This window comes from Chrysosporum bergii ANA360D (genome assembly GCF_029891735.1).
Taxonomy (GTDB): Bacteria; Cyanobacteriota; Cyanobacteriia; order Cyanobacteriales; family Nostocaceae; genus Umezakia; species Umezakia bergii.
On the sequence record NZ_JANQDH010000090.1, the window covers coordinates 77859 to 92004 of the forward strand.

Genomic DNA, 14146 nt, shown 5'->3' on the forward strand with positions numbered 1-14146 from the left:
TGGCAAAGGAGGGTTTAAAAAATTTAAGCTAAATATTACCTTATTCCTCTAAAGACTCTTCATTTTTAATCCGGGTGCGACGCTCAAAAAACTCTTTAATCACTAAAGTTGCACCAGCAAGAGCAGCTAACACCACCGCAGCTGCAAAGGCACTTTGAGAATCATAATTGCGATAAGCCTCTTCTACATATAGAGTCAGGGTCTGGCTACGGCCAATTAAATTGCTGGAAACTACAGCAATAGCACCATACTCACCCATTGCCCGGGCTGTGGTGAGAACAACACCATAAAACAATCCCCAACGAATAGAAGGTAGTGTCACCCGCCAGAAAATTTCCCATTCTCCAGCCCCTAGAGTTTTAGCTGCTTCTTCTTCCTGAGTACCCACCTCTTCTAAGATGGGAATCACTTCACGAGCCACAAAAGGCATTCCCCCCATCATAGTGGCCAGAGCAATACCAGGGAAAGAAAAAATAATCTTGATGTCTAAAAATTGTAGTATGTTGCTTAGTAGCCCATTGCGTCCATAAAGGGAGACTAGCATTAAACCAGCCACAATAGGGGAAATGGAAAAAGGCAAATCAATAATACTTAATAACAAAGTACGTCCCCGAAACCGACGGCGGGCAATTACCCAAGCCGCACATAGCCCAAAGACTACATTTAGGGGTACAGCCACCCCTACAGCCAATGCGGTAAGGCGCACAGCTTGAGTAAAATCAAAACTAGTAAGAGTAGCAAAAAACGGGCTGATACCCCGGCTAAAAGCTCCAATGAATACGTAAAGAGTAGGAAGAAGTAACACCAAAGCCAAATATATAACCACTGCTGCAATCAAAGCAACTTTGCCCCACTCTCTACCCTGATGAAATTGAGTAGATTTAGGTTTAACCCTCATAACGTTGCCTCCAAGCCTGCAATAAATTCACCATCAGCAACAATACCAGGGAAATCACCAGTAATACTGTGGCAATAGCCGTAGCCCCGGCCATATCGTTTTGTTCAAGGCGCTGAAATACTAAAATAGGGGCAATCAAATCTTGATAAGGAATATTAGCAGCAATTAAAACTACGGATCCATATTCCCCCACAGCCCTGGCAAAAGCTTGGGTTGTACCTGTGAGGATAGCAGGTATAAGGGGGGGTAACACCACCCGCCAAGTTGTTTCCCAATGGGAAGCCCCTAAAGACCAAGCGGCCTCTTCAATGCTGTGGTCTAACTCTTGCAGTACTGGCTGGACACTACGCACTACAAAAGGAACAGAAATAAACACCATAGCCACTGCCACCCCTAGGCGAGTAAAAGCCACCCTTAAGCCTAAAGGGGCAAGCAATGCACCAATCCACCCCTGCTCACTGTAAATAGTAGTCAGGGTAATACCTGCTACCGCCGTAGGCAGGGCAAAAGGCAGGTCAATCACGGCATCTAAAACTCGCTTGAAAGGAAAGTCATAGCGCACCAGCACCCACGCCGTAGCAGTTCCAGCCATGCAGTTAATAGCCGCGGCAACAAAAGCAGTGCCAAAGGTGATGTTATAAGTTGACAGGGCAACGGGATCAGTAGCCAGTCGCCAAAACTCTCCTGGTGTCAAAGTTGCAGCCCGCAGCACTAAGGCAGACACGGGCAAAAGTAGGATAATAGAAAGATAGGTGATGGTAATTCCCCAGGGCAAAGAAAAGCGCTGCCAGTTTTTCTTAGGGGCGGGGGGGATGGTTGACTGTGTGTTGGCAACTGTCATTGTTTGCAGATAATTTTGCAGATAATTAAGTCTAACGTCGAGTAATATTGGCTTGGGTGTTGTCAAAAATTCCCCCATCACCGAAGAATTGGGGAGTAACTTGATTCCAACCGCCAAAATTTTGGATAGTAAATAGGGTGGAGATTTGCGGGTAAGTGTCGGCAAATTCTGCGGCTATTTCCGGTATTACAGGGCGAAATCCCGCCTTGGCAAATTCTCTCTGGGCTTGGGGAGTAAAAAGAAACTGCACAAAGGCTTCTGCCACTTCGCGGGTTCCTCGCTGGTCAACATAACTATCTACTACGGCAATGGGGCTATCAATAGAAATGTTAATGTCAGGAACTAGGTAAGGTAAATTTTGTCCCTGTTGTTGAGCTAAAATCACTTCATTTTCATAATTGATCAGCGCGTCTCCTTGTTTTTGCACAAAGAATGCGTCTGTGGCTTCGCGTGCATCTCTGGGGAGTACTCTGGCGTTGCTGTAAACTTTAGTTACAAAGTCTTGGGCTTGTTTTTCCGTGCCTCCTGTTTGGGTGACGTTCCCCCACAATGCCATGTAGTTCCAACGAGCGCCACCGGAGGTTTTAGGGTTGGCAGTAACTACGCTAACATCATCCCTGGCTAAATCATTCCAGGTTTTGATATTTTTGGGGTTGCCTTGGCGGGTAATAATTACCCCCACAGAACGGTGAACAATGCCGTCGCCGTTGGGTGTTTTTTTCTCCCATCCGGGTTTAATCAATCCAGCATTCTGGATTTGTAGGGTGTCTGCTGATAATGCTAAGGCTACTATGTCTGCTTCTAACCCGTCAATTACAGCACGAGTTTGGGAGCCTGAGCCTCCGTAGCTTTGACCAAAGGTAACGGTCTGTCCGGTTTTTTCTCGCCACTGTTCTACAAAGAGAGGAATAATTTTTTTATATGCAGACCGGGTGACGGCATAGCTGACAAAGGTCAGTTCTTTTTTTGAACTGCTACCACCATAACCAGAACAGGCACTGATAACACTACTTAAGCTAACTACCACTAGAAACAGCCATATCCAGCTTTTTAAAGACTTACCTTTCCATTGATTCCAATTATCCAGCCACATAGAGACTTGCAGGCTCCTCAATTTTAATCTACAGTTAACCAATCAAGTTTTAGTATTTTACCTTTAGTCATGAATATTACAGATCAATAAATCAAATAGCAAGAAAATCACCATAAGATTATGGTGATTTGATAGAAGAAAAACTAGGGATGGTCTGGTAAAATTGTGTGTGTAAATAAGTATGGAATATACGATATTAATTTAGACTTTACCGAATCTCCGCTCTCGTTTCTGGTAGGCAGATAAGGCGCGGTGAAACTCATGCCGGTCAAAGTCAGGCCAAAGAGCATCAGTGATATAAATTTCCCCATAGGCCATTTGCCAAAGGAGAAAATTGGAAAGCCGCATTTCCCCACTAGTGCGAATTAATAAGTCTGGGTCAGTAATCCCCGCGGTGTAAAGGTGACTCTCAAATAATTCTTCATCAATTTGATCAGGTTTAAGCAGGCCTTGCTGCACTTTTTCCGCGATCGCTCGGCAAGCTTGTAAAATTTCCTGCCTTCCGCCATAGTTAGTAGCTACTGTAAACCGAATAGCCTGATTATGGCGAGTTTCTGCCATTGATCGGGAGATTTCAGCTTGGAGCGATGGCGGTAAAGCCTGTAAATTCCCCACAAACTGGATTTGTACATTCTCCTCCATCATTTCCCGTAGTTCTTGGCGTAAAACTTTTTGGAACAGAGTCATCAAAAAATCTACTTCTTCCTGGGGTCTTTTCCAGTTTTCAGTAGAAAAAGCATAAGCTGTGAGGGCTGCAATTCCCCAGTCTTTGCAACAGCGCAGCAAATCCTTGAGGGTATCCACTCCTCGCTTATGTCCCATAATTCTGGGCAGACCTTGACGTTTAGCCCATCGACCATTGCCATCCATAATCACTGCAACGTGTTTTGGCAGTAGTTCTCGTTTTAAGTCAGGGGGTAAAAATTGCAGTTTAGTTGGTTGTGCTGTCATTTTTTATTGCGAGAAGCGGTCGATGGTAATCCGAGTAAACGTGAAACTAGTATGATAGCCTTACGACCCATCTGAACACCCAAACCTAATATACTAGGAGCAACTGCTTCCCGGTCTACATTTGGGGATAATCGAGCCTCTAAACACTCTTTGAGTGTTCTAATAGTCAGTGGTCGATTGAGAGTTCCTCGTTCCGCTATGGAAATAGAACCCGTTTCTTCTGATACTACGACACAGATACAATTTTCCACCCGCTCAGTAATTCCCATAGCTGCCCGGTGGCGTGTTCCTAACTGGCGGGAGGCTGTACGTCCCGAAAGTGGTAATATTATACCTGAAGAAACAATACGCGAGCCACGGATCAAAGTAGCCCCATCATGTAGTAAGGTTTTTGGTTGAAAAATTGTTTGTATAAGTTCTTTAGAAACATCAGCATTTAGCTTAACTCCAGGTACGGAAAAATCCCGCTCGTGAATTGGAGCGGTTGTTTCCACAATCAACAAAGCTCCTATGCGGTTTTTAGAAAGTTCTTTCACCGCATCCACAATTTCATCAATTACACTATCAGACTTAGGGATTGTTAAACTGGATGGCTTAAATAACTGCTGGAATTCACCACGCCCAACTTGTTCCAAAAAGCGGCGAAACTCTGACTGGAGAGCAACGGCCATGGCCACAGCACAGCCAATCACCAACTTTTCCAGGACAAAATTAAGCAGTAGTAGACCCATTCTGCCACTAATTGCCGAGGCTAACATCAAGATAATAAAGCCCCGCACCATCCAGAGTGTTCGGCGCTCACTAATAATAACTAGTATCATGTATGTCAGCACCAACACTAACAAGATATCCAGCATTCCCAGCAGCAAGGACTGCGACCATCCCAGGTTTGTCAGCCATTGCTGCGGTAAATCTTTCATGACATCTGGATTACTCTTTGTTATGCCTCAATAATATTCTGCCATTTCGCTGTGGTTGTTATGCCTCAAAGGTTTACGTTAGACCTTGGTAACAAATTCCTCGGACAGTGACTGTACTAGCCTATTTCTCCCGCCCTTTCTCTCCTGAAAGAGCAAGTACACACTAGTGATGCAATTACTCAAAAACTAGGTAAATTTTGGAGATGCGTATACAACAAACCTTGAGTCAAGAAAGGGTTCAGGAAAAAATAGGCTTTTTTAGCTTCTAACTTCAAGGTAGTCGTTACCCTGGAAAAATGCCAAATGGCGACAAGTGGGGAAACTGGCCAATTTCAACCTTTAAGCTGGTGACTAGTCCAGGTTTAATCTATCTGGTAGACAATCCTGTCGAATCAAGTCCTGATAAGTTTCCCGGCGTGAAATTAAGTTAGCCTCGCCATTGGCTACTAAAACAGCTGCGGGCTTGGGTAAGCGATTATAGTTGGATGCCATACTGTAATTGTACGCGCCGGTTGCCATAACCACCAGAATGTCCCCCGGTTCAGTTTTTGGCAGTTGGGCATTTTTAATCAAAATATCCCCAGATTCACAATGTTTACCGGCGATTGTCACAGTTTCTGTCAGAGGAGCAGATAGTTTATTAGCAACCACTGCCCGATAAACTGATTGGTAGGTAATTGGTCGGGGATTATCAGACATACCACCATCAACTGTCACGTAGGTACGAATGTCGGGTACAACTTTTGATGATCCAACAGTATAGGCTGTGATGCAGGCTGTGGCAATGAGCGATCGCCCTGGTTCACAGAGCAATTTTGGCAAGGGTAGATTTTTTGACGTGCAGGCTGCTTGAATCACATCACAAATAGCCTTAACCCATGCTTCAATAGTGGGGGGATCGTCAGATTCCGTGTATTTAATTCCTAAACCACCGCCAACGTTTAATTCCGTCAGACTTAAACCATAGTTTGCGGCTTTTTGTAACCACTCCACCATAACAGCAGCTAAATCCTGATGGGGTTGGCGTTCAAAAATTTGTGAACCAATGTGAGCGTGTAACCCCACACAGTTTAAGGAAGGTTGCTGACTAACAAAAGTAAATACTTCGTCCAAATCATTGGGATCAAAGCCAAACTTACTATCTAAATGTCCCGTGCGGATGTATTCGTGGGTATGACATTCAATTCCTGGTGTTAACCGCAACATAATCCGTATGGGAGCAGATGATTCTCCTTCTGGTTCGGCTATTTTCACTAAGGTATGCAGTTCTTCCCAGTTATCCGCCACAATAGTGCAACCAGAATCTATGGCTAAAACTAGTTCTTGACGAGATTTATTGTTACCGTGGAGGTAAAGTTTATCTGGGCTAACACCCGCAGTCACAGCTGTGTAGAGTTCGCCTCCGGAAACTACATCTATTCCTAAACCTTCAGATGCAGCAATGGCGCAAACAGCCAAGCAACTCCAGGCTTTTGAAGCGTATAGTACCTGAGATTCACCCTGGTAATATTGCTTAAATGCCTCTCGGTATTGCTGACAAGCTAAACGCAGGGTTGCTTCGTCTAAGATATACAAAGGTGAACCAAACTGCTGGACTAGGGTTGTGACATCACACCCACCAATTTCTAGGATGTCTTGACTATTAACCTTAGCAGTCAAAGGCAAAAGTTCTTGATTGGGAGAAACATTTGCTTTTGGGGTGCGTTTTTCAGGTAAATACTGAGTACCAGTATATTGAACCCCAGTGGGGTGAGTCGATACCATAGTTTTTATAAATTGTCCTTGCTCAAAGTTGAAAATGTTTTGGGTTTGGCGTGAGTTGTCCCGATTCTCAGTTTACCAAAGGGATGGGTTTACAGCCCCGTCCTCAAAGCACGGCTTTTCTTTATGTCTTCTTTTGATCATGACTTTATTAGACTTAAAGCTTAAATCTTTGACCTTAGAGGATATCAATGCCATTTTAGAACTAGATCAAGCCTGTTTTGGCGGTCTATGGACAATGGAAGGTTACCAAAGAGAGTTAAACAGTCCTAACAGTGAATTACTGGGTTTGTCTTCTCGTTTTGCTTTGCCAAAATTAATAGGAATGGGTTGCTTTTGGGCGATTCTAGAGGAAGCTCACATTACTATCCTAGCTATTCATCCCCAATATCAACGTCAAGGCTTGGGACAAGCTCTATTATATTCCCTACTCAAAACCGCTAGCGATCGCGGGCTAGAACGAGCCACTCTGGAAGTCCGCGCCTCTAATGTGGCGGCTATATCTTTGTATGAAAAATTTGGCTTTAAAATAGCCGGGCGGCGTAGGCTTTATTACCAAGATAACGGCGAAGATGCTTTAGTGCTGTGGCTTTCCGATTTGCAACATCCTCAATTTACCAAAACTCTGGCAAGTTGGCATAGTACTGTGAGCCAGCGCTTAAAACAGTCTTTTCATGATTAAGATTTGTAAATATCCTGGATATGGGGAAAAATCCTCAAAAAGTTCTAATGAGCAAAAATTCCTAGATTTAAATATTTAATTAATCAAAAAATGAAATTTAAAAAAATTATCAATTAACAATATTCTTGACTACAGGACAATAAATGTGCTATAATTTATTATGTAAAAACACCTAAATAAAGCATAAAAAATAGCGGGATGTTGCCCAGTAGTCAAGCCCAGAAAGCTTGATAGACTAAAGCTCTTCAGTACAGCAGCCAGATAAAAAGTAATAAATATTAATATTTACCCCATTATGTGAGTCTAAAGTTTTTGGTAGCGTATAATCTTTATACAGGCATCCAAAAGCAGAGCCTGTGCTAAAATCAGCATACCGGCACGACGCAGGTGATGGGAAAAATGCCATGTTTGAACGCTTCACAGAAAAAGCCATTAAAGTAATCATGCTGGCCCAAGAAGAGGCCCGCCGCTTAGGTCACAACTTCGTTGGAACCGAACAGATCCTCCTGGGTCTGATCGGGGAAGGCACGGGAGTTGCGGCTAAAGTGTTGAAATCAATGGGTGTCAATCTCAAAGATGCCCGCATTGAAGTAGAAAAAATCATAGGCCGGGGTTCGGGCTTTGTGGCCGTGGAAATTCCTTTTACGCCACGGGCAAAGCGAGTCTTAGAACTATCCTTAGAAGAAGCGCGCCAATTAGGGCATAACTACATTGGCACCGAGCATCTGCTGTTGGGCCTGATCCGGGAAGGGGAAGGTGTGGCAGCCAGGGTGCTAGAAAACCTAGGGGTGGATTTATCGAAAGTACGAACCCAAGTAATTCGTATGCTGGGAGAAACAGCAGAGGTTTCAGCCACAGGGCCATCGGGACGCACCAAAACACCAACCTTGGATGAATTTGGTTCTAACCTAACCCAAATGGCGACAGACAACAAGCTAGACCCAGTTGTAGGACGCGCTAAAGAAATAGAACGGGTGATCCAAATTCTGGGTCGCCGGACAAAAAATAATCCCGTGCTGATTGGTGAACCAGGAGTGGGGAAAACAGCGATCGCCGAGGGTTTAGCGTCACGAATTGCCAATAAAGACGTTCCCGACATCCTAGAAGATAAGCGGGTAGTCACTCTAGATATAGGCTTGCTGGTAGCAGGTACTAAGTACCGGGGTGAATTTGAAGAACGCCTCAAAAAAATCATGGATGAAATCCGCTCGGCGGGTAATGTCATCCTGGTGATTGACGAGGTACACACCCTCATCGGTGCGGGTGCGGCAGAAGGTGCCATTGATGCAGCAAATATCCTCAAACCAGCTTTGGCTAGAGGAGAATTACAATGTATTGGGGCCACAACTCTGGATGAGTACCGCAAGCACATCGAACGAGATGCAGCCCTAGAGCGACGCTTTCAACCAGTAATGGTGGGTGAACCCTCAGTTGATGAGACAATTGAAATCTTACACGGGCTGCGGGAACGCTATGAACAACACCACAAACTGAAAATCTCTGATGAAGCTTTGGTGGCTGCGGCTAAACTGTCAGACCGGTACATCAGCGATCGCTACCTCCCAGACAAAGCCATTGACTTAATCGATGAGGCTGGTTCTAGGGTGCGTTTGATTAACTCCCAATTGCCACCAGCAGCCAAGGAGTTAGACAAAGAACTACGTCAAATCTTAAAAGAAAAAGACGACGCTGTACGCTCCCAAGACTTTGATAAAGCAGGGGAACTCCGCGACCGGGAAATGGAAATTAAAGCGGAAATTCGCGCCATCGCCCAAAGCAAAACCAATGCTTCTCACAACCAAGGTGAAGAACCCGTAGTCACTGAAGAAGATATTGCCCACATTGTCGCTTCCTGGACAGGGGTACCAGTAAACAAGCTCACAGAGTCAGAATCGGAAAAGCTGCTGCACATGGAAGACACCTTGCATCAGCGCTTAATAGGTCAAGAAGACGCTGTGAAGGCAGTTTCACGGGCAATTCGCCGCGCTCGTGTCGGTTTGAAAAATCCCAATCGACCCATCGCTAGTTTTGTGTTTTCCGGTCCCACAGGGGTGGGTAAAACTGAGTTGGCGAAATCTTTGGCTTCCTACTTCTTCGGATCGGAAGAAGCTATGATTCGCCTGGATATGTCTGAATACATGGAACGCCACACCGTCAGCAAGCTGATTGGTTCGCCTCCTGGTTATGTGGGTTATAACGAAGGCGGTCAGTTAACTGAAGCGGTGCGTCGCCGTCCTTACACCGTGGTGCTGTTCGATGAAATCGAAAAAGCCCACCCCGATGTCTTCAATATGCTGCTGCAAATTTTAGAAGATGGTCGGTTAACTGATGCAAAAGGTCGCACCGTGGACTTTAAGAACACCCTGCTGATTTTGACCTCTAACATTGGTTCTAAGGTAATTGAAAAAGGCGGCGGCGGTATTGGCTTTGAATTCGCAGATGATGCGACGGAGACTCAGTACAACCGCATTCGCTCCTTAGTGAACGAAGAACTCAAGCAATACTTCCGTCCGGAATTCCTCAACCGTCTAGATGAAATTATCGTCTTCCGTCAGTTGAGTAAGGCAGAAGTAACAGAAATTGCTGACATCATGCTCAAAGAAGTATTTGGTCGCCTCACTGAAAAGGGTATCACTTTGGAAGTGAGCGATCGCTTCAAAGATCGCTTGATTGAAGAAGGTTACAGCCCCAGCTACGGCGCAAGGCCATTACGTCGAGCAATTATGCGTCTGCTAGAAGATAGCCTAGCGGAAGAAATTCTCTCAGGTCGTATCAAAGATGGCGATGTTGCCTTAGTTGATATTGATGAAAATGGCGTTGTCCAAGTTACTACCCAAGAGCGTCGAGAATTATTAACTCAAGGCGTTGAGTAGTAGTTAATCACTTGTAAAAGTAAAAGTTTAATAAGCGGTGGGGAATTTCCGTTCTCTGCCGTTTTTTTTGCTTCAAGCACCGGGCGCACCAGGCGATCCAGAGGAGGAAGAGGGGTTTTAGTCTAGGATAAAATGTTAAATATAGTAATGAAAGGTATTGACAATTATGACCTTTAGTGATTTAGTTGAAGCAATAAAATGTTTTTCAACTAAAGAAAAGTTACACATTCAATTATTTTTACAAGAATACTTAAGAGAAGAACGCCAGGAGGAAATTTCCCAAAATTTGCAAGCAGCCAAGCAAGAAAAGAAAAATGGTGAACTTTAATTTTGTGCCAATAGTGATGAACTGAAACAACAAGGGTCATAGTCTAATTTGTCACACTTTCAGTGTTTTATATACACCACCATGAAAAACAATGATTGAACAATATGATAATCAAGAACATACTATATTTTATGGTGATGCTATCAGCACTTTATCAAAATATATTTCTTCTGATTCAGTTGATTTAATTTTTATTGATCCTCCTTATAATATAGGTAAAAAATTTAGTGATTTTCATGATCAATGGGAATCGGAAGCGGAATATTTAAATTGGTCATATAAATGGCTGGATGAATGTATCCGCATTCTCAAACCAAATGGCACAATTTATGTTATGACAAGCACTCAAGCAATGCCTTATTTTGACATTTACCTGAGAAAAAAATTAACTATTCTCAGTCGCATAATATGGCATTATGATAGTTCCGGAGTACAAGCAACAAAATACTTTGGTTCAATTTATGAACCAATTCTTCATTGTGTCAAAAATAAAAACAATTATATTTTTAATGCCGATGATATTAAAATTGCCGCAAAAACAGGCGCAGAACGTAAATTAATAGATTATAGAAAATCTATACCTACTCCTTATAATACACAAAAAGTACCCGGTAATGCTTGGTATTTTCCCCGTGTGAGATATCGAATGGCAGAATATGAAAATCATCCTTCACAAAAACCCGAGTCATTGCTAGAAAGAATTATTTTAGGAAGTAGTAATGAAGGAAATTTAGTACTTGATCCGTTTGCAGGCACTTTTACAACTGCTGCAGTAGCCAAACGTTTAGGTAGAAAATCTATCAGTATTGAATTACAAGAAGAATATCTAAAAATTGGCTTGAGAAGGGTTTTAGAATTCCCAGAATATAAGGGAGAAAAACTTTTACCACCGCAGAAAAATCATCATGTCAAAAATAAAAATAGTAAAAAATTCAATTTGGATGTGATACAGGGTAATATTTTTGATGCAAATACTACAACATGATTTTACACTCACAATAATTACTGTTTTGAATAAATATTTTCCTGATTTAGGAGATATTATTTAGGAAATATTATTTTATGGCGGTTTTCATGCTTGGTGAGGTACATCATTAACAAGCAGGATGCTTGTGTTACAAGACGATCATTTACATTTGTATCTCACGTGTTTAAGAAATGCTATAACTAATAGTCAATTATTACAACTATGCTCAAATAACAAAAGAAGCCATTTCGTAATTATGCCATTGCCCTTGATACCATTCGGCCACTAAGGGACGGAGAATAAATTGAGGATGGGCATGGTCTGTAACATCAATGCGTAAACTAGAATAAGGTCGTTTCTTTTGAGAACCCTGACCATGACGACCAACAAACAAATGTGATCGCGCCACTAATTGACTTTTATCTCCCACAGTTTCCATTAAATCTGCTCCCTCGGTTCTTTGGCGACGTAGACTATACCCACTACCGCCACAAATTACCCAGTGAATATGAGAGTCGGCGTGTCCTGTATCCACAGTTTGCAGGTGTTCTAAGCAGTGGGCGTGACCATTTAAAACTAAATCTACCACAGGCCGTCCGCGGGTCAAATCACCTACAGATACCTTCACTGCATCTAGTACACGACGGAGACGATGACGGACTGCTAAAGTTTGTGCTTGTTGCCATTTTGTCGCCTCAGTCACATAAGGCGGATGGTGAAAGTAAATCACCCTACCTCGCACATCTGCGGTATTCCAGGATTTAATAAGTCTTTGTTTTAACCATTCCAACTGTTCAACATCAGTTACAGTTTTTTCCACTGGGTTTAACTGCTTGTCGATATCCACAATCAATTCTTCAATTTGTGATATCTGATTTTGTAAATCATCTAGTTTTTCTGCTTCACTGGGGTTGTCAGGATTTAGCCCGGCTGAGGTTTCCATAATTTCCTGCTTTTCCTCCTCAAAATGTTGACGGCGTTTTTGCAAAACTTGACGCTGTTCCCTACCGTCCCTTGTTTTCGGTAATGGTGGGGGTTGATTAAATGTATTGGAGTCCAAAGCAAAAAAGTCAATTCCTTTATAACAAAAAGTGTAATAGCGATTAGGTAAGCGGGTAAAGCGCCCTGGCTGGTACAAAAGACAGCGCCCTGTATCTGTATGAGCAGTGTAATAAGTATCTAAATGTTGGGCTAAATCCCCTGGAATATGAAAGGCTTTGAGATAGTCTAAAAATGCCTTAGCATAGGCTCTACCCTTACCGGAGCCATGTAAGCCTACATCTAATTCTAGTTGCGATCGCAATAAACGACGTAGGGGTAAAGTGGTTAAAGAAAGCAAACTTAACACCAATGGTAAGTCATAATAATCATGATTTCCCGGTACTGGCAAAATCGGGAAGTTAAACACCATCTTGTCGTAATTAATCTGCTCTGGATGTTTTCCACCCACCAGAAACTCCCGGTAAGGTTGAATAAAGTTTTTTTGGTAATACTCACTCGAACCCACCAAATAAATTACATCACCCGTGTGTAACATAAAACTACATTCCGTCTGATGGGGTAGCATTTGTTCTGCAACCTGTCGCTGGGGATTATATCCCCAATGGCTACCAGTACCACTATCACCCACAACCAAAAAAGAAAACTTGCCATCATCAGGGTGATCATCCGCCATAACCAGCCGAGTTTGGTCAATACCCCGGTTTAAAATCAACGGGTCTTGCCATTTTACCCTTTGCTGCATTTTGCTAATTTTTTTAGCGATCGCTGGATCAGAAACGAGTTTCAATATTACTTACTCCCTTGACAGTCACCTATAATTGCTTCGTTTCCACAGTTAAATTAGGAAGTCCCTCTAGTTTTTCCGTAGGACTAAGAGCCTGATCAAAAGGTACAAAAACTTTCAACCCTGCTGGGACACAATAAACCTCAATGGGAGTTTTGCCGATCATTTCACCATCTAAAACCACTTTTTGGGGTGGTTCAGCCTTTATTTTAAACTGATTTGCTCGCAGATAGCCAATATCGTCTCGTTCCACTGCGCTACTCATGGAAGCTGTTTGTAATAAATGAATTGTAGCGGCGATCGCTCCAGCCTTGCTATTTGGAGCCACAATAGTTAAGTCTAGTAGTCCATCATCATAAATAATCCCGGCTGGACCTTGAGCCAAAACCGAACTAGGAGGGGCTGCATTAGCCACGGTTATTGCTGAAGCTTTGGTTTTAATAATCTTATCTTCAGTTTCTATTTCCACCTGAAAACTCTGTAAATTGCCTAGTTGTTGTACCCCTGCTAAAATATAAGCCATCATTCCCAGGCGTTTTTTCGCCTCCCGGTCTGCCATTTCTACAGTTTCGGCTTCAAAACCGATACCTGCTAGTAGTACCATAGGCTTACCATTACAATAAGCTGCATCCACATATCGAGTTTCTCCCTGCACAATTGTCATACAAGCAGCATCAATTGTGTTAGGTATTCTCAAAGCAGCAGCAAAGGCGTTGGCTGTTCCTCGGGCAATGATCCCAAAGGGGATACCCGTACCTATTATCGCACTGGCCGCCGCAGACAAAGTTCCATCTCCTCCGCAAGCAATAATCGCTTCTACACCCCGTTTTACAGCTGCTTGAGCCAGTTGATCAGCGTCAACTTCTGCGCTGGTCAGATAAATATCCAAGTCAATTTCCGGCTCTAATAATGACCTAATCATTTCCAATTCTAATTCCGGGTTACCCTGACCCGCAACTGGATTAAAGATTAGGCAAGCGGAACGGTTCATAAAGTCAAAAAGTTAAATTTTAGTCAATAACATATCAATTTATTCATAACATAAC

Annotated in this window: 12 protein-coding genes; 4 read left to right on the forward strand and 8 right to left on the reverse strand. The window is 43.1% G+C overall.

Going from position 1 to position 14146, the window contains the following annotated elements; translation table 11 throughout:
• Window positions 1–40: 40 nt before the first annotated feature.
• The 6 genes from cysW to lysA all read right to left on the reverse strand — a co-directional run bounded on the left by cysW (window position 41) and on the right by lysA (window position 6467).
• Window positions 41–898, reverse strand: a complete 858-nt coding sequence (gene cysW, locus NWP17_RS13490) for a sulfate ABC transporter permease subunit CysW (RefSeq protein ID WP_280655407.1) — start codon at window positions 896–898, stop codon at window positions 41–43.
• Window positions 888–1739, reverse strand: a complete 852-nt coding sequence (gene cysT, locus NWP17_RS13495) for a sulfate ABC transporter permease subunit CysT (protein WP_280655408.1) — start codon at window positions 1737–1739, stop codon at window positions 888–890. Before cysT ends, cysW begins: the two co-directional genes overlap by 11 nt.
• A 31-nt stretch (window positions 1740–1770) precedes the next feature.
• On the reverse strand, window positions 1771–2832 hold the full coding sequence (locus NWP17_RS13500) for a sulfate ABC transporter substrate-binding protein (protein WP_280655409.1): 1062 nt from the start codon (window positions 2830–2832) through the stop codon (window positions 1771–1773).
• 201 nt (window positions 2833–3033) lie between these two features.
• The gene (uppS, locus tag NWP17_RS13505) at window positions 3034–3783 is read right to left on the reverse strand and encodes a polyprenyl diphosphate synthase (RefSeq protein WP_280655410.1); all 750 of its coding nucleotides are present in this window, start codon (window positions 3781–3783) and stop codon (window positions 3034–3036) included.
• Window positions 3780–4703, reverse strand: a complete 924-nt coding sequence (gene cdaA / locus NWP17_RS13510; RefSeq protein ID WP_280655411.1) for a diadenylate cyclase CdaA — start codon at window positions 4701–4703, stop codon at window positions 3780–3782. The genes uppS and cdaA overlap by 4 nt, the downstream gene beginning before the upstream one ends.
• Window positions 4704–5054: 351 nt before the next feature.
• Window positions 5055–6467, reverse strand: coding sequence for a diaminopimelate decarboxylase (lysA, locus tag NWP17_RS13515; protein WP_280655412.1), 1413 nt, complete (start codon window positions 6465–6467; stop codon window positions 5055–5057).
• Between the two features lie 139 nt (window positions 6468–6606).
• Between lysA and rimI the strand changes: the two genes are divergently transcribed.
• The 4 genes from rimI (at window position 6607) to yhdJ (ending at window position 11332) form a co-directional block, all read left to right on the forward strand.
• Window positions 6607–7146, forward strand: coding sequence for a ribosomal protein S18-alanine N-acetyltransferase (gene rimI / locus NWP17_RS13520; RefSeq protein ID WP_280655413.1), 540 nt, complete (start codon window positions 6607–6609; stop codon window positions 7144–7146).
• A gap of 404 nt (window positions 7147–7550) precedes the next feature.
• Window positions 7551–10019, forward strand: a complete 2469-nt coding sequence (locus NWP17_RS13525; protein WP_280655457.1) for an ATP-dependent Clp protease ATP-binding subunit — start codon at window positions 7551–7553, stop codon at window positions 10017–10019.
• A gap of 166 nt (window positions 10020–10185) precedes the next feature.
• Window positions 10186–10347, forward strand: a complete 162-nt coding sequence (locus NWP17_RS13530) for a hypothetical protein (protein ID WP_280655414.1) — start codon at window positions 10186–10188, stop codon at window positions 10345–10347.
• A 91-nt stretch (window positions 10348–10438) separates the two neighbouring features.
• Window positions 10439–11332 (forward strand): adenine-specific DNA-methyltransferase, encoded by an 894-nt coding sequence (gene yhdJ, locus NWP17_RS13535; RefSeq protein ID WP_280655415.1) that lies wholly within the window; start codon window positions 10439–10441, stop codon window positions 11330–11332.
• Window positions 11333–11540: 208 nt separating this feature from the next.
• Here yhdJ and NWP17_RS13540 read toward each other — a convergent pair whose 3' ends face one another.
• Window positions 11541–13103 (reverse strand): metallophosphoesterase family protein, encoded by a 1563-nt coding sequence (locus tag NWP17_RS13540; protein WP_280655416.1) that lies wholly within the window; start codon window positions 13101–13103, stop codon window positions 11541–11543.
• A 25-nt stretch (window positions 13104–13128) separates the two neighbouring features.
• On the reverse strand, window positions 13129–14091 hold the full coding sequence (locus NWP17_RS13545; RefSeq protein ID WP_280655417.1) for a YegS/Rv2252/BmrU family lipid kinase: 963 nt from the start codon (window positions 14089–14091) through the stop codon (window positions 13129–13131).
• Between the last annotated feature and the right edge of the window lie 55 nt (window positions 14092–14146).